Raw genomic sequence first — 26,091 nt, forward strand, 5'->3', positions numbered from 1 at the left:
CCATGCGCGTCAATTTCACTGTCAACGGACGTCAGCAGGAAGCCGACGACGTGTGGGAGGGCGAATCCCTCCTCTACGTCCTGCGCGAGCGCCTCGGCCTCCCGGGTTCGAAGAACGCGTGCGAGCAGGGCGAGTGCGGTTCCTGCACCGTCCGTCTCGACGGCGTGCCGGTCTGTTCCTGTCTGGTCGCGGCCGGTCAGGTCGAGGGCCGTGACGTCGTGACCGTCGAGGGCCTGGCGGACTTCGCCAAGCAGCGCGAGGAGCACGGCCACGGCGGTGCCTGCGGCACCGGCGGCGGCTGCGGCAGCAAGGGCGTCACCACCGACGAGGCCAAGCGCTGGGCCGCCAAGCCCGGTGACTCCCAGACCGGTGAGGGCGTCGAGCTCTCCACCATCCAGCAGGCGTTCATCGACGCCGGCGCCGTCCAGTGCGGCTTCTGCACCCCGGGTCTGCTCGTCCAGGCGGACGCGCTGCTGGAGGAGAACTCCGACCCGTCCGACCAGGACATCCGTGAGGCCCTGTCCGGCAACCTCTGCCGCTGCACGGGCTACGAGAAGATCCTCGACGCGGTCCGCCTCGCGGCCGCCCGTCAGGGAGAGGCGGTCTGACCATGGCTCAGAACACCCGCACCGTGCCCGCAGGCGCTCCTACGAACGTCAGCCAGAAGCACCAGAAGGGCGGCATCGGCGAGTCCGTGCTCCGCCCGGACGGCACCCTCAAGGTCACCGGCGAGTTCGCGTACTCCTCGGACATGTGGCACGAGGACATGCTGTGGGGCCAGACCCTGCGCAGCACCGTCGCCCACGCCGAGATCGTCTCCATCGACATCTCCGAGGCGCTCGCCATGCCCGGCGTGTACTCGGTGCTGACGTACGACGACCTGCCGGCCGAGATGAAGAACTACGGCCTGGAGATCCAGGACACCCCGGTGCTCGCCAACGGCCGGGTGCGCCACCACGGTGAGCCGGTGGCCCTCGTGGCCGCGGACCACCCGGAGACCGCCCGCCGCGCGGCCGCCAAGATCAAGATCGACTACCGTGAGCTGCCGCTCGTCACGGACGAGGCCTCTGCCCTCGCCCCCGACGCGCCGCTGATCCACGAGGGCCGCGACGACCACCACATCGGTCACGTCCCGCACCCGAACATCGTGCACCGGCAGCCGATCATCCGCGGCAACGTGGAAGAGGCCCGCAAGCGCGCCGACGTCATCGTCGAGGGCGAGTACACCTTCGGCATGCAGGACCAGGCCTTCCTCGGCCCGGAGTCCGGTCTGGCCGTGCCCTCCGAGGACGGCGGCGTCGAGCTGTACGTCGCCACCCAGTGGCTGCACTCGGACCTCCAGCAGATCGCCCCGGTCCTCGGCCTCCCGCCGGAGAAGGTCCGCATGACGCTCTCGGGCGTCGGCGGCGCCTTCGGCGGCCGCGAGGACATCTCGATGCAGATCCACGCCTGCCTCCTGGCCCTGGCCACGAACAAGCCGGTCAAGATCGTCTACAACCGCTTCGAGTCCTTCTTCGGCCACGTGCACCGCCACCCGGCGAAGCTCTACTACGAGCACGGCGCCACCAAGGACGGCAAGCTCACGCACATGAAGTGCAAGATCGTCCTGGACGGCGGCGCGTACGCGTCCGCTTCCCCGGCGGTCGTGGGCAACGCCTCCTCGCTCTCGGTGGGTCCCTACGTCCTGGAGGACGTGGACATCGAGGCGATCGCGCTCTACACGAACAACCCGCCCTGCGGCGCGATGCGCGGCTTCGGCGCCGTCCAGGCCTGCTTCGCGTACGAGGCCCAGATGGACAAGCTCGCGGCGAAGCTGGGCATGGACCCGGTCGAGTTCCGTCAGCTGAACGCCATGGAGATGGGCACGGTCATGCCGACCGGCCAGGTCGTGGACGCCCCGGCGCCCGTCGCCGAGCTGCTGCGCCGGGTCAAGGCCCGCCCGCTGCCGCCCGAGCGCCAGTGGGAGACCGCCGGCGAGGGCGCGGACGTCCGCGCGCTGCCCGGTGGCCTGTCGAACACCACCCACGGCGAGGGCGTCGTCCGCGGCGTCGGCTACGCGGTCGGCATCAAGAACGTCGGCTTCTCCGAGGGATTCGACGACTACTCGACCGCCCGCGTACGGCTCGAGGTCATCAACGGCGAGCCCGTCGCGATGGTCCACACGGCCATGGCGGAGGTCGGCCAGGGCGGCATCACCGTCCACGCGCAGATCGCCCGTACCGAGCTGGGCGTCACGCAGGTGACCATCCACCCGGCCGACACGCAGGTCGGCTCCGCCGGTTCCACGTCCGCCTCGCGGCAGACGTACATGACCGGTGGCGCCGTGAAGAACACCTGTGAGGCCGTCCGCGAGGCCCTGCTGGAGATCGGCCGCCGCAAGAACGGCTCGTACCACCCGGCGTGGGCCACCGCCGAGCTGCTGCTCGAAGGCGGAAAGGTCGTCACCGACGGCGGCGAGGTCCTCGCGGACATCGCCGACATCCTGGAGGGCGAGGCCATCGACCTCGAACTCGAGTACCGCCACCACCCGACGGTCCCCTTCGACCTGGTCACCGGCCAGGGCAACGGTCACGTCCAGTACACGTTCGCCGCGCACCGCGCGGTCGTCGAGGTGGACACCGAGCTCGGCCTGGTCAAGGTCGTCGAGCTGGCGACCGCCCAGGACGTCGGCAAGGCGCTGAACATGCTCTCCGTGGTCGGCCAGATCCAGGGTGGTACCACCCAGGGCCTCGGCGTGGCGATCATGGAAGAGATCATCGTGGACCCGAAGACCGCGAAGGTGCGCAACCCCTCCTTCACGGACTACCTGATCCCGACCATCCTCGACACCCCGACCATCCCGGTCGACGTCCTGGAGCTCGCCGACCCGAAGGCCCCGTACGGCCTGCGCGGCATGGGCGAGGCGCCGACCCTCTCGTCCACCCCGGCCGTCATCGCGGCGATCCGGCAGGCGACCGGTCTGGACATCAACAAGACGCCGATCCGTCCGGAAGCCCTCACCGGCACCCTCTAGGACGGCGTGGTCCGGGGGCCGCGAGGCCCCCGGACCCCACTTCCCCCGGATTTCCGGGCGGTGCGACAGGGAACGTCACACTTTCGGTCGCACCGCCCGGAGCACGAAGTACCGCACCGCTCGCGGTCCTCGCACCTGGCAGTACCCCTGCAGAAACCCCCACGTAGTACCAGCGGTCACCCCCGCACTACCCGCAGTACACGCAGTGAACATTCGCGTCGCCTCGGGCCGTCACCCCGGGTCGTGCAGCCAAACGCAGTTTCCCAAATCCCGTGTCTCCAATCTTTATGCGGGTGCCCCTTTGAACCTTGGGAGTTAGGCACCATGACCCAGTCATCAGTGGAGCCCAAGACCAGTGCGGAGGAGGCCGGCGACGGCTCTCTGAACCCCGCCGGGCGTTCTTGGCTCGACCGGTATTTCCACATAACGCACAGAGGATCCAACGTCGGCAACGAAGTTCGTGGCGGTATCACGACCTTCATGGCCATGGCGTACATCCTGCTGCTCAACCCCCTGATCCTCTCCGGCAAGGACGTCGCCGGAAACACCATGGCCCCCGCGGCCCTGATCACGGCCACCGCCTTCGCGGCGGCCCTGACCACGCTGCTCATGGGCTTCGTCGGCAAGGTGCCGCTCGCGCTCGCCGCCGGTCTCTCCGTGTCCGGCGTGCTGGCCTCGCAGGTGGCACCGCAGATGACGTGGCCGCAGGCCATGGGCATGTGCGTGATGTACGGCGTCGTGATCTGTCTCCTGGTCGTCACCGGCCTCCGAGAGATGATCATGAACGCGATCCCCCTCGCGCTCAAGCACGCGATCACCATGGGCATCGGCCTCTTCGTGGCCCTCATCGGCCTCGTGAAGGCCGGCTTCGTGGGCCGCGGTCCCGAGTTCGGCCCCCCGGTCCAGCTCGGCGCGGTCGGTGAGCTCGCCGGCTGGCCCGTCCTGCTCTTCTGCGTCACCCTGCTCGCCATCTTCATGCTGCAGGCCCGCAAGGTCCCCGGCGCGATCCTGATCGGCATCGTCGGCGGCACCGTCCTCGCCGCGATCCTGAACGCGATCGTCGACATCGACCCGAAGGCCTGGAAGAACGGCCCGCCGGAGCTCGCGGGCTCCGCGGTCTCCATGCCGGACTTCTCGCTCTTCGGCAAGGTCGAGTTCGGCGGCTGGGGCGACGTCGGCGTCATGACGATCGGCATGATCGTCTTCACCCTGGTGCTCGCCGGCTTCTTCGACGCGATGGCCACCATCATCGGCGTCGGCACCGAGGCCAAGCTCGCCGACGACAAGGGCCGCATGCCGGGCCTGTCCAAGGCCCTGTTCATCGACGGCGCCGGTGGCGCCATCGGTGGTGTCGCGGGCGGCTCCGGCCAGACCGTGTTCGTCGAGTCCGCCACCGGCGTCGGCGAGGGTGCCCGCACGGGCCTCGCCTCCGTCGTCACCGGCCTCTTCTTCGCGGCGTGCCTCTTCTTCACCCCGATCACGCAGGTCGTCCCCGGCGAGGTCGCCTCCGCCGCCCTGGTCGTCATCGGCGCGATGATGATGCAGAACGCCCGCCACGTGGACTGGTCCGACAGCGCGACCGCGATCCCGGTCTTCCTGACCGTCGTGATCATGCCGTTCACGTACCAGATCACCGCCGGTGTCGCCGCGGGTGTCATCTCCTACGTGGCCATCAAGGTCGCGCAGGGCAAGGCCCGCGAGATCGGTGCCTTCATGTGGGCGCTGACCGGCATCTTCCTGGTGTTCTTCGCCCTCAACCCGATCGAGGGCTGGCTCGGGGTCCACTGACCCGACCCGGAACGTACGAGAACCGTTCCCTCCACGTATCAGATACTGGAAACCGAACCCCTCCGAGGAGGCCGCACATGCTGGACATCGCCGAAGAACTGAACCGGTGGGTCGAGCAGGGACGTGACTTCGCCGTCGCCACGGTCGTGGCGGTCGGCGGGAGCGCGCCCCGGCAGCCCGGAGCCGCGCTCGCCGTCGACGGCGAGGGCACGGCGATCGGCTCGGTTTCCGGTGGATGCGTGGAGGGCGCGGTGTACGAGCTGTGCCAGCAGGCGCTCGAAGACGGCGAGACCGTCCAGGAGCGCTTCGGGTACAGCGACGACGATGCCTTCGCCGTGGGCCTGACCTGCGGCGGCATCATCGACATCCTGGTCACCCCGGTACCCGTCGGCTCCCCCCTGCGCCAGGTGCTGGCGACCGCGCTGGCCGCCGCCGCCCGCGGCGAGGCGGCCGCGGTGGCCCGGATCGCCGAAGGCCCCGCCGAGCTGATGGGCCGCGCCGTCACCGTCCGCGCCGACGGCTCCTACGAGGGCGGCTTCGGGGGACACCCCGAACTGGACCGCACCCTCGCCGAGGAGGCCCGCGCCATGCTGGACGCCGGCCGGACCGGCGTGCTGGAGATCGGCGCGGACGGACGGCTCTGCGGGGAGCCGCTCAAGGTGCTCGTCGAGTCCAGCGTCCCGCCCCCGCGGATGGTCGTCTTCGGCGCCATCGACTTCGCCTCCGCCCTGGTGCGGATCGGCAAGTTCCTCGGCTACCACGTGACCCTCTGCGACGCCCGGCCCGTGTTCGCCACGAAGAACCGTTTCCCCGAAGCGGACACGATCGTCGTCGACTGGCCGCACCGCTACCTGGAGGCCCAGGCCGAAGCGGGCTCCCTCGACGGCCGCACCGTCCTGTGCGTCCTCACCCACGACGCCAAGTTCGACGTCCCGCTCCTCGAACTGGCCCTCAAGCTCCCCGTCGCCTACGTCGGCGCCATGGGCTCCCGCCGCACCCACGAGGACCGCAACAAGCGGCTCCGCGAGGTCGGCGTGACCGAGCTCGAACTGGCCCGGCTGCGCTCCCCGATCGGCCTGGACCTCGGCGCCCGCTCCCCGGAGGAGACCGCGCTGTCCATCGCCGCCGAGATCGTCGCGAACCGCCGCGGCGGCACCGGGGCGGCCCTCACCGGCGCGCGCATCCCGATCCACCGCGACACCTCGAACTCCGTGATCGGCAGGATCGGTTCCGTCGCCTGAAGCGAGACCTGAAGCGGAGCTGGAGCGGGACCTGACAGCGAGACCCGGAGCGCCGGCCGGTCCGGCGCCGGGTCCCAGGGCACGACCCCCGCGGGTCGTGCCCTTCCGCCGTTCCCACCGGCTCCCGGGACGGGCCGGATGCGCCGAAAACCGGTCACATCCACAGATCCGGCCATTAAGGGGTGACCGGTCCCCGATGACCGATTAGTCTCCGGATCATGGTGGACATCCGCGAGGTACCCGAGGCCGACATCGACCGCGCCCAGGAGCTCGCCTACCTGGTCTTCCACGACCGCCCGGAGTCCGAAGGACGCGCACGGCACCGCGCCCTCCTCGGCCGCTGCTCGCGCATCGGCGCCTACGACGGTGACGCGCTGGTCGGTTTCATGGCCGCGCACCACTTCCGGCTCTCGGTCCCCGGCGGCGACCTCGGCTGTCCCGGCCTCACCTTCGTGTCCGTCGCGCCCACCCACCGCCGCCGGGGCGTCCTTACCGCCCTCATGGACGAACAACTGCGCCGCGCCGCGGCGGCCCGCAGCCCCCTCGCCGCGCTCTGGGCCTCAGAGGCCGCCATCTACGGCCGCTTCGGCTACGGCGCCGCCACCCAGGGCGTCACCATCGAGATCGACTCCAGCAGGCCCCTGGCCCTGCGCATCACACCCGACCCCCGCCCCCTGCGCCTCGTGGACCCGGCCGACGCCCTCGCCGTGATCGGCCCCCGCCACGAGGCCGCCCGCGCGGTCCGGGCCGGCCGGCCGAGCCGCAGCCCGGAACGCTGGGCCGAGGAGTGGCTCTGCGAACAGGACGAGGAGGACGAGGAGTTGGGCCCGCCCCGGATCATCGTCCTCGGTGATCCGGGCGAACCCGTCGCCGGCTACGTCCTGTTCCGCACCAAGCCGGAGGACGACACCGCCGGCCCCGGCCGCAGCCCGGGCCTGGTGCGCGTCGACGAACTGGAGGCCGACACCCCGGCCGTGGCCGCCGCCCTGTGGGACTGCGTCAGCTCCCTCGACCTGACCGGCCGGGTGCGCGCCTGGGGCCGGCCGGCCGACGACCCGCTCCTGCACTTCGCCGCCGACCGGGACCAGGTCAAGGTCACCGCCCAGTTCCCGGCGCTCTGGCTGCGCCTGGTCGACGTACGGGCGGCGCTGACCGCGCGGGACTGGGCGGCACCCGTGGAACTCGTGCTGGACCTGGCCGACGTGCGCAGGCCCGCGAACGCGGGGCGGTTCCGGCTCAAGGCCGGCCCGGACGGGGCGACGTACGAGCCGGCCCGGGCGGACCCGGACCTGGTCCTCGACGTACGGGAGCTGGCCGCCTGCTACCTCGGCGGGACCCGGACGACCGAGCTGGTGGCCGCCGGACTGGTCGACGAGCGGACGCCCGGCGCGGCGGCCGCCCTGGACGCGGCCCTGCGCACCGAGCCGCTGCCGCACACGGCCGACGAGTTCTGAGCCCCGGGCGGCGGGGGCGGGCGAGCGGTCCGTCCCCGCCGCCCGGGGACCCGTACCGCGGTCAGGCGGGCAGCGAGATCCTGGCCGCCGACATGCCGAACCCGGGGCTCAAGACGCCCGTGGACAGCCCGTCGCCCAGCCGGTGCAGGTCCTCCGCGCGGTAACGGCGGCACTTCTCGTGCCAGTTGAGGATCCCGGCCAGCCAGTCCTGGAGCTCGCCGACGTACGCGTCGAGACCGGCCCGGGCGCCGGCGTCCAGTTTCCAGTCGTCGTACAGCAGCGGCAGCTGCGTCGCCACGATGTGCTCGAACTCCTCCGTGCGCTGCGTCATCAGCGCGTGGCAGATCCGCAGCGCCTCCGGATAGCCGATGTCGAAGAAGTTCCGGGTGACGAGGATGTAGTTGTGGACCTCGCCCTCGACCTCCACCTCCTTCTGGTAGGAGAAGACGTCGTTGATCAAGCAGGCGGCGTCGGCCGCCGCGTTCTCCAGCGATCTGATGGTCCCGGAGGCGTAGATCTCGTCGGGGATGCCCCGGCCCGCCTGCCCCAGCCGGCACAGGTACATCGTGAGGTGCGAGCCGAAGGTGTGGCGGCGCATCTCCGCGTAGTCCACCGGGTCCGGGACCCGGTTGCGGATCAGGTTCTCCATCTCCCACACCCAGCTCTCCAGCATGCTCACCAGGGTCGCGCGGAACTCGGCGCGGACCGCCGGTGCCATTCCCTCACTGGTGCGCACCCACAGGTCGGCGAGGGATCGTTCCATCGCCGTGGCCGGCACGGGCTGTTCGGCGTGGTCGACCGGGATCATCGACACGAGGCGGGCGGTGGTCGCCTGCGCCGCCGGGAGGTTCTTGGACTGGGCGAACACCACCGGGTAGTAGTCGTCCCCGTACGTCCCCCAGGTGAGCCAGCACGCGTTCAGCAGCAGCGCCTCGGGGGTGGCGTCGGGGTCGATGCCGGCGGAGCAGAGCGCGAAGTCGTAACCGCGGAGCTTGTCCTCGTTCCAGATCGCGGAGCCGGGATCGCCGGGCTGGGGGTCCAGCAGGCCCATGGCGCGGGCCCAGGCCACCGAACCCTCGCGGGCGTGGTCGAGGTGGGGGCTCAGGGAGAGCCGGAACGGCATGTAGACGTCCGGGATCACGGACGGGCCGGTGGGCTCGAAGGGGACGTGGGTGAAGGAGCGCCCGCGCAGCTCCATCGAGCGGCGGGTGAACAGCGCTCCCAGGTCGAGGGCGGTGGTGCCGAGGCCCGAGGGGAGGAAGGGCAGGGTGAGCGGGGTGGTGCGCCGGGCCTCCTCGTTCATGTAGCGGCTGGAGACCATGTGCCACTCGTGGCCGCCCGACTGCCAGTCCTGGAGCCCCTTGGTGTAGGCGAGGACGGCGGCGATCTCGGCCGGGCCCATCGCATGGTCGGCGAAGAGCTGGGGGAGCTCGGCGAGGGCGGTCTGCTCGAACTGCTGGAGGCGGGAGGTGAGCAGGTCGTTGGAGGCCTCGGCGGCCTCCTGGGTGGTGCAGCCGAGGAAGGTCTCCAACACCAGGATGGCGTTGGAGAGTTCGCCCTCGTCGGCGACCTCGCGCTGGTAGGAGAAGATGTCGTTCCTGATGTGCACGGCGTCGGAGAAGGCGTCGCGCAGCACGCCCAGCGGCCGCGAGTGCGCGACGCGGGCCGGCACCTCGGCGGAGACGTACTCGACCAGGCCGGCCGACCAGGGGGCGCCGCCCACCTTGCGCCGCATCTCGATGTATTCGAGGGGGTTCGCCACCCGGCCGATGTCGATGTTGGCCAGTTCCCACATCGACTCGTCGAGGAGGTTCTTCGTCGACAAGGAGAACCGTTCCCGCCAGTCCATCGACATGGCCGGGACGGTACGGGCCCACAGGTCGGCGAGCCCCGCCTCGACGGGGTTGGTCGCCTCGGGGAAGCCGTCGGCCAGGTCCATCGGCATGAAGGCGGCGAGCCGGTCCAGGTAGGCCTTGGCGCCGACGCGGTCCTGGGAGCGCTTGTACATCTCCAGGAAGTGGTCGTCGAAGAAGAAGACCCACACGTACCAGTCGGTGACCAGCGCCAGCGCCTCGCCGTCGCAGTCGGGGTGGGTGTAGGAGCAGAGCAGGGCGTAGTCGTGCGAGTCGAGGTCCTTCTCCTCCCAGACGCCGGAGCCCTCCAGCATCCCGAAGTCGCGCGCCCAGCGCTTGGTGTGGACCCTGGCGTCCTCCAGGTGGGGGTTCAGTCGCGCCGGATAAGGCACATAGAAATCCGGCAGTTGAAACGGCTGCGTCACGACGGGGTCGGCCTTTCGTCCATGGCTGGGGGGACGGCGGACCCGGCCCCCCGCACGAGATCAGCACTGCCCTACCCCTGGTGCCCGTGGGATAAGGGGGAGTTCACCGCTTCAGGTGACGCACGGCTCTTTCCGCGGCGGCGCGGCCCGAAGGGGGATACGAGGGGCGGCCCGCGGGGCGCGCCTTCGTCCCGCCTCCGGGAGGCGGGACGCGAAGAGGCCGTCCCCCCGCCCGGTCATCGGGCGGGGGGACGGCCTCCGTCGTGGAAACCGGGCCCCGGGCGTGCGGCGCTACTCCGCCTCACCCTCCAGGTTGCCCTCCGTGTCCAGGTAGACCTGGCGCAGGGATTCGAGGATCTGCGGGTCCGGCTTCTCCCACATGCCGCGGGACTCCGCTTCGAGGAGGCGTTCCGCGATGCCGTGCAGGGCCCACGGGTTGGCCTCCTCCAGGAAGGCGCGGTTCTCCGGGTCCAGGACGTACGTCTCCGTCAGCTTGTCGTACATCCAGTCGGCGACGACCCCGGTCGTGGCGTCGTAGCCGAACAGGTAGTCGACCGTCGCCGCGAGCTCGAAGGCGCCCTTGTAGCCGTGGCGGCGCATCGCCTCGATCCACTTCGGGTTCACCACGCGGGCACGGAAGACGCGGCTGGTCTCCTCGACCAGGGTCCGGGTCTTCACGGTCTCCGGGCGGGTGGAGTCGCCGATGTACGCCTCCGGGGCCGTGCCGCGCAGCGCGCGGACGGTGGCCACCATGCCGCCGTGGTACTGGAAGTAGTCGTCCGAGTCCGCGATGTCGTGCTCGCGGGTGTCCGTGTTCTTCGCCGCGACCGTGATCCGCTTGTAGGCGGTCTCCATTTCGGTGCGGGCCGGACGGCCCTCCAGGCCGCGGCCGTACGCGTAACCGCCCCACACCGTGTATACCTCCGCGAGGTCGGCGTCCGTACGCCAGTCGCGGGAGTCGATCAGCTGCAGGATGCCGGCCCCGTACGTGCCCGGGCGCGAGCCGAAGATACGCGTCGTCGCGCGCCGCTCGTCACCGTGCTCGGCCAGGTCCGCCTGGGCGTGGGCGCGCACGAAGTTCGACTCCGCGGGCTCGTCCAGGGAGGCCGCGAGACGCACCGCGTCGTCCAGGAGGCCGATCACGTGCGGGAACGCGTCACGGAAGAACCCCGAGATGCGCAGCGTCACGTCGATGCGGGGACGGCCCAGCTCGGCGAGCGGCACCGCCTCGATTCCGGTGACCCGGCGCGAGGCCTCGTCCCACACCGGGCGGACGCCCAGCAGGGACAGCGCCTCGGCGATGTCGTCGCCCGCCGTCCGCATCGCGCTCGTGCCCCACAGCGACAGGCCGACGGACGCCGGCCATTCACCGTTGTCGGTGCGGTAGCGGTTCAGCAGCGACTCGGCCAGCGCCTGGCCCGTTTCCCACGCGAGGCGCGACGGTACGGCCTTCGGGTCCACCGAGTAGAAGTTCCGGCCGGTCGGCAGCACGTTGACCAGACCGCGCAGCGGCGAGCCCGACGGGCCGGCCGGGACGAAGGCGCCGTCCAGCGCGGCCACCACGTGCGCGATCTCGTCCGTCGTGCCCGCCAGGCGCGGGACGACCTCGCGCGCCGCGAACGACAGGACGTCGGCGACGGCCTGCGCGTGGCCCGCCGCGACCGCGGCCACCGCGTCGAGGGACCAGTGCGCGTCCTCCATCGCCTGGACCAGCGCGCGGGCCTGCTCCTCGACGGCGTCCGCCGAGGTGCGCGTCGCCGCCGACTCGTCCAGGCCCAGCGCCTCGCGCAGGCCGGGCAGGGCCGTCGTACCGCCCCAGATCTGCCGGGCGCGCAGGATCGCGAGGACCAGGTTGACGCGGGCCTCACCGGTGGGCGCGCCGCCGAGGACGTGCAGGCCGTCGCGGATCTGGGCGTCCTTGACCTCGCACAGCCAGCCGTCGACGTGGAGCAGGAAGTCGTCGAAGCCGTCGTCGTCCGGGCGCTCTTCGAGGCCGAGGTCGTGGTCGAGCTTCGCGGCCTGGATCAGGGTCCAGATCTGGGCGCGGATCGCCGGGAGCTTGGAGGGGTCCATCGCCGAGATCTGCGCGTACTCGTCGAGGTGCTGCTCCAGGCGCGCGATGTCGCCGTACGACTCCGCGCGGGCCATCGGCGGCACCAGGTGGTCGACCAGCGTGGCGTGCACGCGCCGCTTGGCCTGCGTGCCCTCGCCCGGGTCGTTGACCAGGAACGGGTAGATGAGCGGGAGGTCACCGAGCGCGGCGTCGGGGGCGCAGGACGCGGACAGGCCGGCGTTCTTGCCCGGCAGCCATTCGAGGTTGCCGTGCTTGCCCAGGTGGATCATCGCGTCGGCGCCGAAGCCGCCGTCCTGCGCACGCGCCTGGATCCAGCGGTACGCCGCCAGGTAGTGGTGCGAGGGCGGCAGGTCCGGGTCGTGGTAGATCGCGATCGGGTTCTCGCCGAAGCCGCGCGGCGGCTGGATGAGGACGAGGAGGTTCCCGCGGCGCAGGGCGGCGAGGACGATGTCGCCCTCCGGGTTCGCGGAACGGTCCACGAACATGTTGCCGGGGGCCTCGCCCCAGTGCTGCTCCACGCTCTCGCGCAGCTCGGCGGGGAGCTCGGCGAACCAGCGCCGGTAGTCGGCGGCCGGGATGCGGACCGGGTTGCGGGCCAGCTGCTCCTCCGTCAGCCAGTCCTGGTCGTGGCCGCCGGCCTCGATCAGCGCGCGGATCAACTCGTCGCCGTCACCCGAGACCAGCCCCGGGATCTCGTCGGCGGGGCCGAAGTCGTAGCCGCCCGCGATCAGGGTGCGCAGCAGCTCGACGGCGCTGGCCGGGGTGTCCAGGCCGACCGCGTTGCCGATGCGGGAGTGCTTCGTCGGGTACGCGGACAGCACGAGCGCGATCTTCTTGTCGCGGCGGTCGATGTGCCGCAGCCGGGCGTGACGCACGGCGATCCCGGCCACGCGGGCGGCCCGCTCGGGGTCCGCGACGTAGGCGGGCAGGCCGTCCTCGTCGATCTCCTTGAAGGAGAACGGGACGGTGATCAGACGGCCGTCGAACTCGGGGACGGCGACCTGCGTCGCGGCGTCGAGGGGGGACAGGCCCTCGTCGTTCTCCTCCCACGTGCCGCGGGAGCCGGTCAGGCACAGGGCCTGGAGGATCGGCACGCCGAGCGAGGCGAGCGCGCCCGCGTCCCAGGACTCGTCGTCGCCGCCCGCGGAGGCGGTGGCCGGGCGGGTGCCGCCCGCCGCGAGGACGGTCGTGACCACCGCGTCGGCGGCGGACAGCGCGGCGATCAGCTCCGGCTCGGGGGTGCGCAGGGAGGAGACGTACAGGGGCAGCACCTGCGCGTCGTGGGCCTCGACGGCCTCGCACAGGGCGTGCACGAACGCGGTGTTGCCGCTCATCTGGTGGGCGCGGTAGTACAGCACCGCGACGAGCGGGCCGGCGGTCCGCCCCGGCGTGCGCTCCAGGGGGCCCCAGGTCGGGGAGGCGGCGGGCGGCTCGAAGCCGTGGCCGGTCAGCAGGACCGTGTCGGAGAGGAACCGGGCCAGCTGGTCGAGGTTGGCGGGGCCGCCGTGCGCGAGGTAGCCGTGGGCTTCGGCGGCGATGCCGATGGGGACGGTCGAGGCCTCCATCAGCTGCGCGTCGGGGGCCTGTTCGCCGGTCAGGACGACCACCGGGCGGGTCTGGCCGGGGGCCAGCAGCAGGTCGAGGCCCTCCTGCCAGGCGCGGAGGCCGCCGAGGAGGCGCACGACGACCAGGTCGACGCCGTCGAGGAGGCCGGGGAGGTCGTCGAGGGGAAGGCGGGAGGGGTTCGCGAACCGGTACGGGACGGGGCCGTCCGCCGTGTTCGACGCGCGGGCGCTGAGCAGATCGGTGTCGGACGTCGACAGCAGCAGGATCATGCGGCGGCAGGCCTTCCTCGGGGTTTCCGCGCCCCGGGCAGTGAGGACAGCGGGAGTTCCTGACTCACCCCACGGGTTGCTCCGCGGGGTTCACAGTGGCGGGACCGCGCCGGAATCGCACCGGGCTTCCTCCCATGTCGCCGTCCTCGGCGACGACGGGCCGAACGGTCCGTCGGAAGGTCATCCTAGGCGGCGGGGTCCCCGGGCGGGAGCGGGGGTGACGTGTCGCTCCGCGGGGGGTGCGGGGGTGGGGGCTGCGGGGGTGTGCGGGGTGTGCGGGTGCGGCGCCGTTGCGGGGGGGGGGGGCCCCCCCCCCCGGGCCCCCCCCCCCGCGGGCGGGGGGGGGGGGGGGGGGGGGGGTGGGGGGGGGGGGGGGGGGGGGGGGGGCGGGGGGGGGGGGGGGGGGGGGGGGGGGGGGGGGGGGGGGGGGGTGTGCGGGTGCGGCGCCGTTGCCGGGGCGCTGCCCCGGACCCCGCGCCTCAAACGCCGGCGGGGCTGGGTTTGGCGGGTCGGGGTGGGCGAGGAGTGTGCGGGCGCCGCGATTTCGGGCCGCCGGGTGCCGGGTGCGGGGTGTGCGGGTGCGGCGCCGTTGCCGGGGCGCTGCCCCGGACCCCGCGCCTCAAACGCCGGCGAGGCTGGGTTTGGCGGGTCGGCGTGGGCGAGGAGTGTGCAGGCGCCGCGATTTCGGGCCGCCGGGGGCCGGCTGGCGGGTGCTGGGTACTGGGGCGCCGCCCCGGACTCCGCGCCTCGTACGCAGGCGGGGCTGGGACGTGGCCGACCGGGCCGGACGTGGGGGTGGTGGGAGTGGGCTGCCGGGTGTCCGGGGGCTGTTCCGGGGACGCTTCCCGGGGGACGGGCGGGTCGGGGGTGGGCGGGATGTGGCTGGTCCGGGGCGTGGGGGTGGTGACGGACACAGGTCGGGGCGGGGAGATCGTGGGTATGCTCGCGGCCATGCCCCAGCCCCCTTCCGCCGCATCGTGGGACGAGCCCGTCATACGGGACCGCGGTGACGCATGCCCCGGCGCGCTGCGCCTGCACGCGGCGGACGACGGCCGGCTGGCGCGGGTCCGGATCCCCGGCGGGCTCCTCACCGCCCGGCAGGCCTCGGTGCTGGCGCTCGCCGCCGACCGGTTCGGGGACGGCCACCTGGAACTCACCTCGCGCGGCAACGTCCAGCTCCGCGGCCTCACCGACGACTGCGGAGCCGGGCTGGCGAAGCTGCTGGAGGCGGCCGGACTGCTGCCCGCGCCGAGCCACGAGCGGGTGCGGAACATCGTCGCCACCCCGCTGTCCGGGATCTCAGGGATCCCGGCCCTCTCGGTCGACCCCGGCACGTACGCGACCTGCGGAGACCCCGGCGCACCCTCGGGCCCCGGCGTCTCCGCCCCCTTGACGACTTCCGACGCTCCGGGCGTTTCCGGTGTCCCTGGGACCGCCGGTGCTCTGGGCGTTTCCGGTGTCCCTGGGACCTCCGATGCTCCCAGCGTCTCCGGTGCCCCCGGGCGCTCTGCGACCCCCGGGCTCTCCGGGACCCCCGGGCTCTCCGGGACCCCCGGGCTCTCCGGGAGTGCCGGGACCTCCGGGACCTCCGGGCGCTCTGCGACCCCCCGGCTCTCCGGGACCTCCGGGCTCTCCGGGACCTCCGGGCTCCCCGCGCCCCCCGGAACTTCCGGGCCCCCCGAAAGTGCCGGGTCTTTCGGGCCCCACGGGCTCTCTGGGACCTCCGGGTCTTCCCTGGCCCCTGTGCCTGCCGGTGCCCCTGTGCCTTCCGGGGCCAGTGAGCCTTCCGAGACCATCGTGCCTTCCGGGACCCCTGGGCCTTCCGGGACCCCCAACACCCCCAGCGCATCCGGCAAGTCGGGTGGGGGTGGTGGGGTGCGGGCCGATGTGGTGCCGTGGGTTCGGGAGCTGGATCGGTTGTTGTGCGGGAGCAGCCGGGTGGTGGGGTTGTCCGGGCGGTTCCTGTTCGCTCTTGACGACGGGCGGGGGGACGTCGCCGCGCTCGATCCCGACGTGACCGTCCTCGCGCTGCCCGCGGGCCGGGCTCTGGTCCGGTTCGGGGCGGCCGCCGATGCCGTCGAGGTCGCCGCGCCGGACGCGCCCCGCGCCGCGTTGCTCGCCGCCGAACACTTCCTGGACGCCGTCGACTCCGCCGGCACCCGCGCCTGGCGGGTGGCCGAGCTGCCCGCCGAACACCGGCCGGCCGCCGCCGCGTTCGCCGTCCGCCTGCGAGCCGCCGGGCTCCCGGCGGCGCACGTGCCCGCGGTGGACTGGCCGTACGCCCCGCCGCCCCGTCCCTGGGGCTCCGGCACGGGCGACCAGACACCCCTGTGCGTGCTGCCGCCGCTGGGCCGGCTGAGCTCCGAGCAGTGGCGGGTCCTCGTCGAGGTCGCCGACCGGGGCGACGGACAGCTGCGGATCACCCCCTGGCGGACCGTCGTCCTGCCCCGGGCGAGCACCCGCAGGCCCGTCAACGGCGCCGCCCGCATCGAGGCCGCCGGACTGGTCCTCGGCCCCGGCGGCCCCTGGGAGTCCGTCACCGCCTGTACGGGGCGGCCCGGTTGCGCCAAGTCGCTGGCCGACGTACGCGCCGACGCGCGCGCCGTCGCGACCGCGTCGGCCGGCGCCCTCCCCGTCCACTGGTCCGGCTGCGAACGCCGGTGCGGGCACCCCCGCGGCGCCCTCTGGGTGGACCTCGTCGCCACCGGACCCGACCGGTACGAGCTCTCCGCGCCGGGGCGGCCCCCCGCCCCCGTCCCCCTCTCCGATCTGGCGTCCGCCCTCAAGACCGCACGAACCGCACGCGGCGTCCACCGCACCGGTACCAGCACTTCCCCCTCAGAACCGCAGTGATGAAGACAGTGAAGAAATGAGCGAGTACACCGTGTTCGAGTACGAGAAGGACGGCGCGGCCATCTACCGCCAGTCCTTTGCCACGATCCGCGCCGAGGCGGACCTCTCCGGGCTGCCCGCCTCGGTCGCCCAGGTCGCGGTGCGCATGATTCACGCCTGCGGCATGACCGACCTCCCCCAGGACCTCGGCTACACCCCCGAGGTGGTCCTGCGGGCCCGCGCCGCGCTGGAGGCCGGCGCGCCGATCCTGTGCGACGTGCAGATGGTCGCCAGCGGCGTCACCCGCAAGCGGCTGCCCGCCGACAACGAGGTGATCTGCACCCTCTCCGACCCGGCCGTGCCGGAACTCGCCGCGAAGATGGGCACCACCCGCAGCGCCGCCGCGCTCGAAGTGTGGCGTGACCGGGGCCTGTTGGAGGGCTCGGTGATCGCCGTCGGCAACGCGCCGACCGCCCTGTTCCGGCTGCTGGAGATGATCGAGGAGGGGGCTCCGCGCCCCGCCGCCGTCATCGGCGTGCCCGTCGGTTTCATCGGCGCCGCCGAGTCCAAGGACGCCCTCGCCGCGCACCCCTCGGGCCTCGACCACCTGATCGTGCGGGGCCGGCGGGGCGGCAGCGCCATCGCGGCCGCCGCCGTCAACGCGATCGCGAGCGTGGCCGAATGAGCGCCGGACGTCTGTACGGCGTCGGGCTCGGCCCCGGCGACCCCTCCCTGATGACCCTGCGGGCCGTCGAGGTGATCGCCGAGGCCGACGTGATCGCCTACCACAGCGCCCGCCACGGCCGTTCCATCGCCCGCTCGATCGCCGCGAAGCACCTGCGTGACGACCACGTCGAGGAGCCGCTGGTCTACCCGGTCACCACCGAGACCACCGACCACCCCGGCGGCTACCAGGGCGCGATGGAGGAGTTCTACGAGGTCTCCGCCGCCCGCCTCGCCGCGCACCTCGACGCCGGCCGCACCGTCGCCGTGCTCGCGGAGGGCGACCCGCTCTTCTACGGCTCCTACATGCACATGCACAAGCGGCTCGCGCACCGGTACGAGGCCGAGGTGATCCCCGGCGTCACCTCGGTGAGCGCCGCCGCCGCACGGCTCGGCACCCCGCTCGTCGAGGGCGAGGAGGTGCTGACCATCCTGCCCGGCACCCTGCCCGAGGAGGAGCTGACGGCCCGTCTCGCCGCCACCGACTCGGCGGTCGTGATGAAGCTCGGCCGGACCTTCCCCGCCGTCCGGCGGGCCATGGAGAACAGCGGCCGCCTCGCCGAGGCCCGCTACGTGGAGCGCGCCACGATGGAGGGCGAGCGCACCGGGGTCCTCGCGGACACCGACCCGGACAGCGTGCCGTACTTCGCCGTCGCCGTCGTGCCCAGCCGGATCGGCAACCCCGGCAGCGTGCCGTCCGGCCCCGGCGAGGTCGCCGTCGTCGGCACCGGCCCGGCCGGCCCGCTGTGGCTCACCGCCGAGACCCGGCGGGCGCTGGCCGACGCCGAGGTGCTCGTCGGCTACACGACCTACCTGGACCGGGTCCCCGCCAAGCCGGGGCAGGTCCGGCACGGCTCCGACAACAAGGTGGAGTCCGAGCGGGCCGAGTTCGCCCTCGACCTGGCCCGGCGCGGCAAGCGGGTGGCCGTCGTCTCCGGCGGCGACCCCGGGGTCTTCGCCATGGCCACCGCCGTCCTGGAGGTCGCCGGACAGCCCGAGTACGCGGACGTTCCCGTACGGGTCCTGCCGGGGGTGACCGCCGCGAACGCGGCGGCGGCCGCGGCCGGCGCCCCCCTCGGCCACGACTACGCGACCATCTCGCTGTCCGACCGGCTCAAGCCGTGGGAGGTCATCGCGGAGCGGCTGCGCGCCGCGGCCGCCGCCGACCTGGTGCTCGCCCTCTACAACCCGGGCTCCCGCACCCGCACCTGGCAGGTGGCCCAGGCCCGGGAGCTGCTGCTGGAACTGCGCCCGCCGCAGACCCCGGTGGTCGTCGCGCGGGACGTGGGCGGCCCGGAACAGTCGGTGCGGATCGTGACGCTGGACGCGCTGGAGCCGGCCGAGGTCGACATGCGGACGATCCTGCTGATCGGCTCCTCGCAGACCCGGGTCACCGAGCGGCCCGACGGGTCGCGCGTCACGTGGACCCCGCGCCGCTACCCGTGAGCCGGACCGGCGGTTGACGGTGCGGTGCGGGCGTTCCCGTACCGCACCCGCGGGCCGGGCCCGCCGTACCGTACCGGCCGGTTCAGCCCGCGCAGCCCGACAGGTCGTCGGCGCAGCCCTCGACGCTCTTGGGGTCGAGGGTCAGCAGCTGCCAGGAGATGACCCCGGCCGGCGGCGAGTCCTCCTTCGGCGCGGGCTCGATGTGCGCCGTCAGCGCGTTGCCCGCCGGGAAGTTGAGCCGGGTGACCTCACCGGCGGTGCACGGCACGTCGAACGAGCGGTCACCGGAGCCGCCGTCCCGGGACACGACGAGACTGACCCGGGGGACCTCCTCGCTGTCGCAGGCGATGTCGAAGCGGTACGGGCGTTCCCCGCCGGTCTCCAGGTCCTTGTTCAGCCCGGCGGCGAGGAATCCGGTGCCGCGCATCGTCACCCGGCCCTCGCCGGCGTTCTTCTCCAGGGTCTCGTCGGCCCGCTGGAGGGCGTCGTCGGGCTCCCACCCTTGGGGCGTCGCTTTCTCGCCGCATCCGGTGACGAGTGTCGCGGCGGCGAGGATCAGGACGAGGGAGTGACGTATCCGCATGGCCTCAGACTAGAGGGTACGGAGCGCGGTTGGGGGCTGGTGGGTGCCGGTATCGCGGCCGGTGGGAGCGGGCTGCGCGCCGTTTCGGTCAGGACTCGGCGGTGTGCACGGAATGTTCGCTTCCCGCACCCGGGCCGGCGGCGCCGGCCACGGCGGTACCGAGCCACCTCAAGGCGTCCTCGACCGATCCGGCCTCGACGACCCCCGCGGGGACCGCGGGGCGGCGTACGACGACGACGGGGATCCCGGCCTCGCGGGCGGCCGTCAGCTTCGGGGCGGTCGCCGAACCCCCGCTGTCCTTGGTCACCAGTACGTCGATCCGGTGCCGGGCGAGGAGTTCCCGTTCCTCGTCCAGGCCGAACGGGCCGCGCGCCAGCAGCACTTCCAGCCGCGGCGGCACCGGCCCGGCCGGGGGATCCACCGAACGCACCAGGAACCAGGTGCCGGTGAGCTCCGCGAACACGTGCAGGCCCGTGCGCCCGGTGGTCAGGAACGCCCGTCCGCCGAGCCGGGGCAGGAGCGCTGCCGCCCCGGCGAGGGAGTCCGCGAACGTCCAGTCGTCGCCGGGCCCCGGCGTCCAGCCCGGGCGGCGCAGCGCGAGCAGCGGCACCCCCGACAGGGCCGCCGCCCCGGCCGCGTTGAAGCTCATGCGCTCCGCGAACGGGTGCGTGGCGTCGATCAGGTGGGTGACGCCGTGCGCGGCGGTCCAGGCCGCCAGTCCGGCGGCCCCGCCGAACCCGCCGATCCGGGTCCCGCCCGGCGGCAGCACGGGGGCGGCGACCCGGCCCGCCAGCGAGGTCGTCACCCGGTACGCGTCCTGCCGCGCCAGTGCCTCCGCGAGGCGGCGGGCCTCCGTCGTACCGCCCAGGATCAGGACGTGCCCGAGCGGGCCCCGCTCCCGGCCCGGTTCAGCAGGCATGCCGGTCGCGCTCGGCGGAGTAGAGGTGGCTGTCGCGGAACTGCTCGGCGCCCAGCGTGCGGCCCACCAGGATCACCGCGGTGCGCACCAGGCCCGCCTCCTTCACCTGTCCGGCGATGTCGGCGAGGGTGCCGCGCAGCACCAGTTCGTCGGGTCGGCTGGCCATGGCGACCACCGCGGCCGGGCAGTCGGCCCCGTAGTGCGGCAGCAGTTCCTCGACGACGCGGTCCGCGTAGCGGGTGGCCAGGTGCAGGACCAGCAGCGCACCGCTGCGGCCGAGCGTGGCCAGGTCCTCGCCGGGCGGCATCGGCGTGGCCTGCTGGGCGATCCTGGTCAGGATCACGGTCTGGCCGACGGTGGGCACGGTCAGCTCCCGCTTCAGCGCGGCCGCCGCCGCGGCGAAGGCCGGAACGCCCGGGACGACCTCGTACGGGATGCCGGCCGCGTCCAGGCGGCGCATCTGCTCGGCCACCGCGCTGAACACCGACGGGTCACCGGAATGCAGCCGGGCCACGTCCTGGCCGGCCGCGTGGGCCCGTACGAACTCGGCGGTGATCTCGTCCAGGTTCAGCCGCGAGGTGTCCACCAGGCGGGCGCCGGCCGGGCATTCGGCGAGCAGCTCGCGCGGGACGAGACTGCCCGCGTACAGGCAGACGGGCGCGGCGGCCAGGGTCCTGGCGCCGCGCACGGTGATCAGGTCGGCCGCTCCGGGGCCCGCCCCGATGAAGTACACGGTCATGTCCGGTCCGCCTCTGCCTCGTCTGCGTTGTCCGTCTCGTCCGCCGGGGTTCCGGCGGGCTTCGTCACCGACCACTGGGTGACGGCCATGGCCTGCCGCCAGCCCGTGAAACCGCCGACCGGCACGGCGTGCGCGACGGCCAGCTTCACCAGGTCACCGCCGTGGCGGCGGTAGCGGTCGGTGAGGACCGCCTCCGACTCCAGGGTGACCGTGTTGACGACGAGCCGTCCGCCGGGCGCCAGCGCCGTCCAGGCCGCGTCGAGCAGGCCCGGGGCGGTCAGTCCGCCGCCGATGAACACCGCGTCGGGAGCGGGCAGCCCGGCCAGGGCGGCGGGCGCCGCGCCGGTGACCACGCGCAGGCCGGGGACGCCGAGGGCGGCCGCGTTGCGGGCGATGCGGGCGGCCCGCTCCGGGACGCGCTCCACCGCCACCGCCCGGCAGGACGGGTGCGTACGCATCCACTCGATGCCGATCGAACCGGAGCCGCCGCCGATGTCCCACAGCAGCTCGCCGGGGGCCGGGGCCAGGGCGCACAGGGTCGCGGCGCGCACGTGCCGCTTGGTGAGCTGTCCGTCGTGCTCGTACGCGGCGTCCGGCAGGCCGGGGGTCGCGCCCAGCCGCGGGGCCGGGTGCGCGGGATCGCGCCGGCAGTCCACGGCGACCACGTTGAGCGCGTCGCCGGGCGGGTGCGCCCACCGCCGCGCGGTGCCCCCGTACGTGTCCTCGCGTTCGGAACCGAGCTGTTCCAGCACCCGCATCCGGCTCGGGCCGAAGCCGCGCTCCCGCAGCAGCGCGGCGATCTCGGCGGGGGAGCCGGGGCCCGCGCTCAGCACCAGCACCCGCCGCCCCTCGAACAGGGCGGCCGCCAGCCGGGCCACCGGCCGGCCGACCACGGTGACGACCTCGGTGTCCTCCACCGGCCAGCCCAGGCGGGCGCACGCGTAGGAAACGGAAGAGGGGTGCGGGTGGACCAGCAGCCGCTCCGGGCCCAGCTCCTCGCTGAGCGCGCGGCCGATCCCGTAGAACATGGGGTCCCCGCTGGCCAGTACGGCGATCCGGCGGCCCGCGTGCTCGGCCGTCAGCTTCGGTACCGCGGGGCGCAGCGGGCTGGGCCAGGCGACGCGCAGGCCCGGGCACGTGCCGGCGGGCAGCAGGTCCAGCTGGCGGGGCCCGCCGATCAGTACCTCGGCGCGGGACAGCGCGGACCGGGCGGCGGCGGTGAGCCCGGCCCAGCCGTCGGCGCCGAGGCCGACGACCGTGACGGGGTGGGAGGGTGCTGCGGAGCTCACTGCGCGGTACCTCGGGGAACGGGAGAAGGAGCGTGCGGGGGATGGACCCGCAGCTTACTGGGGTGCAGCCCCGGCTCCAGTGCCAGGGTGACCGCCACCGAGGCGGCGGCCAGCGCGGTGATCGCGACAGCCGGCGAGGTGTACTGGGCGAGGGTTCCGGCGAGCGCGGCGCAGACGCCCTGCATCGTCAGCATCCCGGCCGAGTGCAGCCCGAGGGCCTGGCCCTGGGTCCCCTCGGGGAGCAGGGGGACGAGGCGCTCCTGCATGAGCAGCCCGGCCGAGTAGCCGACGGAGGCGACGGTCACCGCGGCCGCGGCGACGGCCGGGCCGGGCTCCAGCGGGAACACCAGGTAGGGCACGGCGAGCAGCAGCCGCAGCGGGGCCGCCAGCCGGATCCGCAGGCGGGCGGGCAGCCAGCGCCCGGCGACGGTGTCCCCGACGAGCATGCCGGCGGCGGCGCAGCCGAAGAGGAGCCCGGCGTGCGCGGGGTCGTAGGGGACGAACAGGGACTCGCAGCCGACGATCAGGCCGTTGGGCACCCACAGGGCCAGGTAGAGGTGCCGTCGTGCCGGGTCGGAGAGCAGCAGGACGTTGACCCGCCAGGTCCGGCCCGCGGAGGGCCGCCCGCCCGCCCGGGCGGGCCGGTGGCGCAGCCCGAACCGGACGGTGAGCGCGGCGGCCAGTCCCAGCGCGGCGGCGGCCAGCAGGGCCCCGCGCGGGGAGAGGGCGGCGAGCAGCACCCCGCCGAGGGCGAAGCCGGCGATCTGCGTGACGCCGCCGCAGACGGCGAGCAGGGACCGGCCGGCGAGGTAGTCGCCGGGCGGCAGGATCTCGGTGAGCAGCCCGTACCGGACCCCGCCGGCGAGGGAGTCGGCGAGGCCCTGCCCGAGGAGCACGGCGAACACCGCCCACCAGGGCAGTCCGGGCACGGCGAGCACGGCGGTGCCCGTCGCGGCGAGGGCCGCGAGGGCGCCGAGGGCGGCCCGCGGGGGCAGCCGGTCGGCGGCGGACAGCAGCAGGGTCGCGCCGAGCACCTGGGCGAGGGAGGGGCCGAACATGGCGAGGGCGGCGAGGAGCGGGCTGCGGGTGCGGTCGTAGACGAGCACGCCGAGGGCGAGTCCGCCGACGGTGGAGGCGCCGGTACGGAGCGCGGCGGCGGCGAAGAACGGCGTGAACTCGGGGACGCGCGCGAGCGAGCGGTAGGTGCGGGGCATGCGGGGAGTCTCGGTCCGGCCCCCGGAGCCGCCTAATGTTTCGCGTACCGGCGAAACCTCCGCCCTCCCGGCACCGGGCCGCGGGGGCAGGGGTACGCGGCGGGCGCGTGCGCGGGCGCGCGGCCGGCAGGGGGAGGCGGGGCGCATGGGCTGGTGGCGGATCGACACGGACGCGCTGGCGGGGAGCCGGTTCGTGGTGTCGGCGCTCGCGGAGACCACGGCGGCGCTGATGGCGCTGCACTGGCGGACCGCGACGCATCCGGCCGAGCGGGCGTGGCTGGCGGACCGGCTCCCGCACTACCGCGCCCACCTGGCCGCCGAACCCCTGACCGGGGAACTGGTACGGGCGGCCTTCGGCCGGCTGTGGGTCGCGGGCTACCTCACCCCGCCGCCCGACGGGCGCACCTTCGAGGAGGAGCTCGCCGTGGTCCGCGCCACCCCGGACGCGGTGGTGCGTACCGACCTCCGTGCCGCCTCCGGGCTCCCCGAGGGCCTCGCCCGCGCCCGGGGGCTGGGTCCGAGGACGGCCGACCTGCTGGAGTGGGTGTGGGCGGAGGCCGTGCGCCCGGACTGGGAGCGCCGCCGCCGGGTCGCCGAGGCCGACGTCCTCGTGCGGACCCGGCACCTCGGCCAGGGCGGCTTCGCCGACGCCCTGTCCGGGATGCGGCCGGGGATGGCCTGGCTGGGCGGGGGCAGGCTGCGGATCAACCTCCAGCAGCGGCGGCCGCGGGAACTGTCGGGGGAGGCCGGGCTGGTCTTCGTCCCCGTCACCCCGGGACACGGGTGGGTCGCCTGGACCGGGACCCGCCGGCACGCGCTGGTCTACCCCTGTTCGGGGCAGCTCACCCAAGGGGCCGCGGCGGCCGCCCCGCAGGCACTGGTCCGGCTGCTGGGGCCGGTCCGGGCGAAGGTGCTGGTGCTGCTGGAGAGTCCGAAGTCCACGACGCAGCTGGTGGCGTTGACCGGGTACAGCCTCGGCGCGGTCGCGGGCCAGCTGAAGGTGCTCCTCGCCGCCGGCCTGGTCCTGCGCCGCCGTACGGGCCGCACGGTGCTCTACAGCCGCGTCGCGGCCGGCGACGTCCTCGTCGCGGCGGCCACCCCCGGCTGACTCCGCCGGGAGCGGAGGGTGCCGGTTCCACCGCACGCGCGTCGGGGCCCCGCGGACCCGTCCGAGCGCCCCTGGGCGCCCCCCGGACGCCTCCGGGCGCCCCGGGGCGGGGCCTGACCGCGCCGCCGGGACCGCCCGACAATCGGGAGCATGGACGACACTCCGGACAACCACCCAGAAGCCCGGGACGACCACGCGGTGGTCCTGGGGGCCGGTCTCGCCGGGCTGCTGGCGGCGCGGGTGCTCGCGGAGCGGTTCCCCCGGGTCACCGTGGTCGAACGGGACGAACTCCCCAAGGAGGGGCCGCGGTTCCGCCCCGGGCTGCCGCAGTCCCGGCACGCGCACGTGCTCTGGTCGCGGGGCGTCGACGTGATGGAGCGGCTGCTGCCCGGCCTCACCGCCGAACTGACGGCGGGCGGCGCCGCCCTGCTGGAATCGCCCCGGGACTTCCTGTGGCTGAGCCCGGCCGACTGGTTCCGTCCCGTACCCGGCGCCCCCGTCCTGCTGGGCAGCCGCGAGCTCATCGACTGGTGCGTGCGGCGGGCCGTACTGCGCGACGTGCGGATCAGGGTCCTGGACGGCCGTGCGGCCAGCGGTCTGCTCGCCGGGGAGGACGGCCGCTCGGTGGCCGGGGTGACCCTGCGCGGCGGCGAACCGCTGGCCGCCCGGCTCGTCGTCGACGCCACCGGCCGCACCTCCAAGGCCCCCGCCTGGCTGGCCGCCCTCGGCTACCCCTGCCCGGCCGTCACCCGCTACGACTCGCACCTCGGCTACTCCAGCCGCCTCTACGCCGCCCCGCCGGACCCGGCCCGCCGCTGGCACGGGATGTACGTCCAGGGCCGCCCGGACCTTCCGCGCGGCGGGGTGCTCGTGCCACTGGAAGGGGGCCGCTGGCTGGTGACCCTCATCGGGAACGGGGCGCACGCCCCCTCCACCAAGGACGAGGAGTTCCTCGGCTTCGCGCGGAGCCTGCGCAGCCCCGCCCTCCACGACGCCATCAGCGGGGCGACGCCCCTGTCGGACCCCGCCGGATTCCGGGGCACCGCCAACGAACGGCGCCACTACGAGCGCATGGACCGCTGGCCCGAGGGCTTCCTGGTGCTCGGTGACGCGGCCTGCCGCTTCAACCCGGTCTACGGGCACGGGATGACCGTCGCCGCCCTCGCGGCGCAGGCCCTGGACGGAGCGCTCGCCGGACTGGACTCCGAGCGGATCCCGGGCGCCGCCCGCCGCGTCCAGCGGGTCACCGCGGCCGAGGCGTCCGTCGCCTGGCAGATCGCCACCAGCGAGGACATGCGCTACCCGCAGACCGAGGGCCCGCCGCCCGACCGCGCCACCAGGATCCTCCAGCGCTACATGTCCCGCGTGATGGTCGGCGCCAACACCGATCCGGCGCTGTCCGCCCGCTTCTTCGGGGTGCTTTCGCTGTCCGCCCCGCCCAACACCCTGCTCACTCCCGGGACGATGGTCCGGGTCCTGTCGAAGTGGCGGCTGCCGACCTCCCCGACGGCCCCCGCCTACCCGCCCCACCAGCCGCCGCCGGACCCCGCGTAGA

At 74.0% G+C, this 26,091-nt stretch carries 17 protein-coding genes, 1 pseudogene and 1 riboswitch; of the genes and pseudogenes, 11 read left to right on the forward strand and 7 right to left on the reverse strand.

Translation table 11 applies throughout. The annotated features are described in order from the left end of the window. The first annotated feature begins 2 nt into the window (after positions 1–2). The 5 genes from AC07B0_RS35910 to AC07B0_RS35930 all read left to right on the forward strand — a co-directional run bounded on the left by AC07B0_RS35910 (position 3) and on the right by AC07B0_RS35930 (position 7,496). Complete coding sequence (locus AC07B0_RS35910; RefSeq protein WP_356883656.1) at positions 3–608, forward strand: (2Fe-2S)-binding protein; 606 nt, start codon at positions 3–5, stop codon at positions 606–608. Between the two features lie 2 nt (positions 609–610). After that, positions 611–3,013, forward strand: a complete 2,403-nt coding sequence (gene pucD, locus AC07B0_RS35915; RefSeq protein ID WP_356883658.1) for a xanthine dehydrogenase subunit D — start codon at positions 611–613, stop codon at positions 3,011–3,013. Positions 3,014–3,337: 324 nt separating this feature from the next. Then, a complete protein-coding gene (locus AC07B0_RS35920; RefSeq protein WP_356881890.1) occupies positions 3,338–4,801 on the forward strand; it encodes an NCS2 family permease in 1,464 nt (487 codons plus the stop codon). 77 nt (positions 4,802–4,878) lie between these two features. Continuing rightward, the gene (locus tag AC07B0_RS35925; RefSeq protein ID WP_478900068.1) at positions 4,879–6,042 is read left to right on the forward strand and encodes an XdhC family protein; all 1,164 of its coding nucleotides are present in this window, start codon (positions 4,879–4,881) and stop codon (positions 6,040–6,042) included. Positions 6,043–6,260: 218 nt separating this feature from the next. After that, on the forward strand, positions 6,261–7,496 hold the full coding sequence (locus tag AC07B0_RS35930) for a GNAT family N-acetyltransferase (protein ID WP_356881894.1): 1,236 nt from the start codon (positions 6,261–6,263) through the stop codon (positions 7,494–7,496). A gap of 61 nt (positions 7,497–7,557) precedes the next feature. On the opposite strand, the gene AC07B0_RS35935 is transcribed toward AC07B0_RS35930, so the two are convergent. Further along, positions 7,558–9,774 carry a terpene synthase family protein gene (locus AC07B0_RS35935; RefSeq protein ID WP_478900069.1) on the reverse strand — a complete coding sequence of 739 codons (2,217 nt, stop codon included), beginning with the start codon at positions 9,772–9,774 and terminating at the stop codon, positions 7,558–7,560. Positions 9,775–10,065: 291 nt separating this feature from the next. Then, complete coding sequence (cobN, locus tag AC07B0_RS35940; RefSeq protein WP_478866045.1) at positions 10,066–13,683, reverse strand: cobaltochelatase subunit CobN; 3,618 nt, start codon at positions 13,681–13,683, stop codon at positions 10,066–10,068. 40 nt (positions 13,684–13,723) lie between these two features. Beyond that, a riboswitch (cobalamin riboswitch) is annotated at positions 13,724–13,850 on the reverse strand. Positions 13,851–14,622: 772 nt separating this feature from the next. On the opposite strand from cobN, the pseudogene AC07B0_RS35945 reads away from it, so the two are divergent. The 4 genes and pseudogenes from AC07B0_RS35945 to AC07B0_RS35960 form a co-directional block, all read left to right on the forward strand. Further along, positions 14,623–15,003: pseudogene (locus AC07B0_RS35945) on the forward strand (cobalamin biosynthesis protein CobG); the annotation flags it as partial. Between the two features lie 618 nt (positions 15,004–15,621). Then, positions 15,622–16,536, forward strand: coding sequence for a precorrin-3B synthase (locus AC07B0_RS35950; RefSeq protein WP_478900080.1), 915 nt, complete (start codon positions 15,622–15,624; stop codon positions 16,534–16,536). Positions 16,537–16,552: 16 nt separating this feature from the next. Then, entirely contained in the window at positions 16,553–17,200 is a 648-nt protein-coding gene (locus AC07B0_RS35955; protein WP_356881902.1) for a precorrin-8X methylmutase, read from the forward strand. Beyond that, on the forward strand, positions 17,197–18,684 hold the full coding sequence (locus AC07B0_RS35960) for a precorrin-2 C(20)-methyltransferase (protein ID WP_356881904.1): 1,488 nt from the start codon (positions 17,197–17,199) through the stop codon (positions 18,682–18,684). Before AC07B0_RS35955 ends, AC07B0_RS35960 begins: the two co-directional genes overlap by 4 nt. 82 nt (positions 18,685–18,766) lie before the next feature. Here the strand turns inward: AC07B0_RS35960 and AC07B0_RS35965 are convergent, their stop codons facing one another. From AC07B0_RS35965 to AC07B0_RS35985, 5 genes are all read right to left on the reverse strand, one after another. Beyond that, a complete protein-coding gene (locus tag AC07B0_RS35965) occupies positions 18,767–19,267 on the reverse strand; it encodes a hypothetical protein (protein WP_356881906.1) in 501 nt (166 codons plus the stop codon). 88 nt (positions 19,268–19,355) lie between these two features. Beyond that, complete coding sequence (locus AC07B0_RS35970) at positions 19,356–20,186, reverse strand: cobalt-precorrin-6A reductase (protein WP_478900070.1); 831 nt, start codon at positions 20,184–20,186, stop codon at positions 19,356–19,358. Then, positions 20,176–20,925, reverse strand: a complete 750-nt coding sequence (cobM, locus tag AC07B0_RS35975; RefSeq protein WP_356881910.1) for a precorrin-4 C(11)-methyltransferase — start codon at positions 20,923–20,925, stop codon at positions 20,176–20,178. Before cobM ends, AC07B0_RS35970 begins: the two co-directional genes overlap by 11 nt. After that, entirely contained in the window at positions 20,922–22,214 is a 1,293-nt protein-coding gene (gene cbiE, locus AC07B0_RS35980) for a precorrin-6y C5,15-methyltransferase (decarboxylating) subunit CbiE (protein WP_478866048.1), read from the reverse strand. The genes cobM and cbiE overlap by 4 nt, the downstream gene beginning before the upstream one ends. Continuing rightward, the gene (locus AC07B0_RS35985; protein WP_469382955.1) at positions 22,211–23,428 is read right to left on the reverse strand and encodes an MFS transporter; all 1,218 of its coding nucleotides are present in this window, start codon (positions 23,426–23,428) and stop codon (positions 22,211–22,213) included. Before AC07B0_RS35985 ends, cbiE begins: the two co-directional genes overlap by 4 nt. A gap of 145 nt (positions 23,429–23,573) precedes the next feature. Here AC07B0_RS35985 and AC07B0_RS35990 point away from each other — a divergent pair, with 145 nt between their 5' ends. Both AC07B0_RS35990 and AC07B0_RS35995 read left to right on the forward strand, forming a co-directional pair. Further along, on the forward strand, positions 23,574–24,536 hold the full coding sequence (locus AC07B0_RS35990) for a transcriptional regulator (RefSeq protein WP_478866050.1): 963 nt from the start codon (positions 23,574–23,576) through the stop codon (positions 24,534–24,536). A 150-nt stretch (positions 24,537–24,686) separates the two neighbouring features. Further along, complete coding sequence (locus AC07B0_RS35995) at positions 24,687–26,090, forward strand: NAD(P)/FAD-dependent oxidoreductase (RefSeq protein ID WP_478900071.1); 1,404 nt, start codon at positions 24,687–24,689, stop codon at positions 26,088–26,090. Position 26,091: the final 1 nt, after the last annotated feature.

This window comes from Streptomyces sp. NPDC044704 (genome assembly GCF_056433525.1).

Excerpts from the sequence above, each read along its gene's own strand:
- AC07B0_RS35990 (WP_478866050.1), top strand. The coding sequence starts at position 23,574 with ATGGGCTGGTGGCGGATCGACACGGACGCGCTGGCGGGGAGCCGGTTC.
- pucD (WP_356883658.1), top strand. The coding sequence starts at position 611 with ATGGCTCAGAACACCCGCACCGTGCCCGCAGGCGCTCCTACGAACGTC.
- cobN (WP_478866045.1), bottom strand. The coding sequence starts at position 13,683 with ATGATCCTGCTGCTGTCGACGTCCGACACCGATCTGCTCAGCGCCCGC.
- AC07B0_RS35995 (WP_478900071.1), top strand. The coding sequence starts at position 24,687 with ATGGACGACACTCCGGACAACCACCCAGAAGCCCGGGACGACCACGCG.
- AC07B0_RS35930 (WP_356881894.1), top strand. The coding sequence starts at position 6,261 with ATGGTGGACATCCGCGAGGTACCCGAGGCCGACATCGACCGCGCCCAG.
- AC07B0_RS35965 (WP_356881906.1), bottom strand. The coding sequence starts at position 19,267 with ATGCGGATACGTCACTCCCTCGTCCTGATCCTCGCCGCCGCGACACTC.
- AC07B0_RS35910 (WP_356883656.1), top strand. The coding sequence starts at position 3 with ATGCGCGTCAATTTCACTGTCAACGGACGTCAGCAGGAAGCCGACGAC.
- AC07B0_RS35920 (WP_356881890.1), top strand. The coding sequence starts at position 3,338 with ATGACCCAGTCATCAGTGGAGCCCAAGACCAGTGCGGAGGAGGCCGGC.
- AC07B0_RS35985 (WP_469382955.1), bottom strand. The coding sequence starts at position 23,428 with ATGCCCCGCACCTACCGCTCGCTCGCGCGCGTCCCCGAGTTCACGCCG.
- AC07B0_RS35925 (WP_478900068.1), top strand. The coding sequence starts at position 4,879 with ATGCTGGACATCGCCGAAGAACTGAACCGGTGGGTCGAGCAGGGACGT.
- AC07B0_RS35960 (WP_356881904.1), top strand. The coding sequence starts at position 17,197 with ATGAGCGCCGGACGTCTGTACGGCGTCGGGCTCGGCCCCGGCGACCCC.
- AC07B0_RS35955 (WP_356881902.1), top strand. The coding sequence starts at position 16,553 with ATGAGCGAGTACACCGTGTTCGAGTACGAGAAGGACGGCGCGGCCATC.
- cobM (WP_356881910.1), bottom strand. The coding sequence starts at position 20,925 with ATGACCGTGTACTTCATCGGGGCGGGCCCCGGAGCGGCCGACCTGATC.
- AC07B0_RS35970 (WP_478900070.1), bottom strand. The coding sequence starts at position 20,186 with ATGCCTGCTGAACCGGGCCGGGAGCGGGGCCCGCTCGGGCACGTCCTG.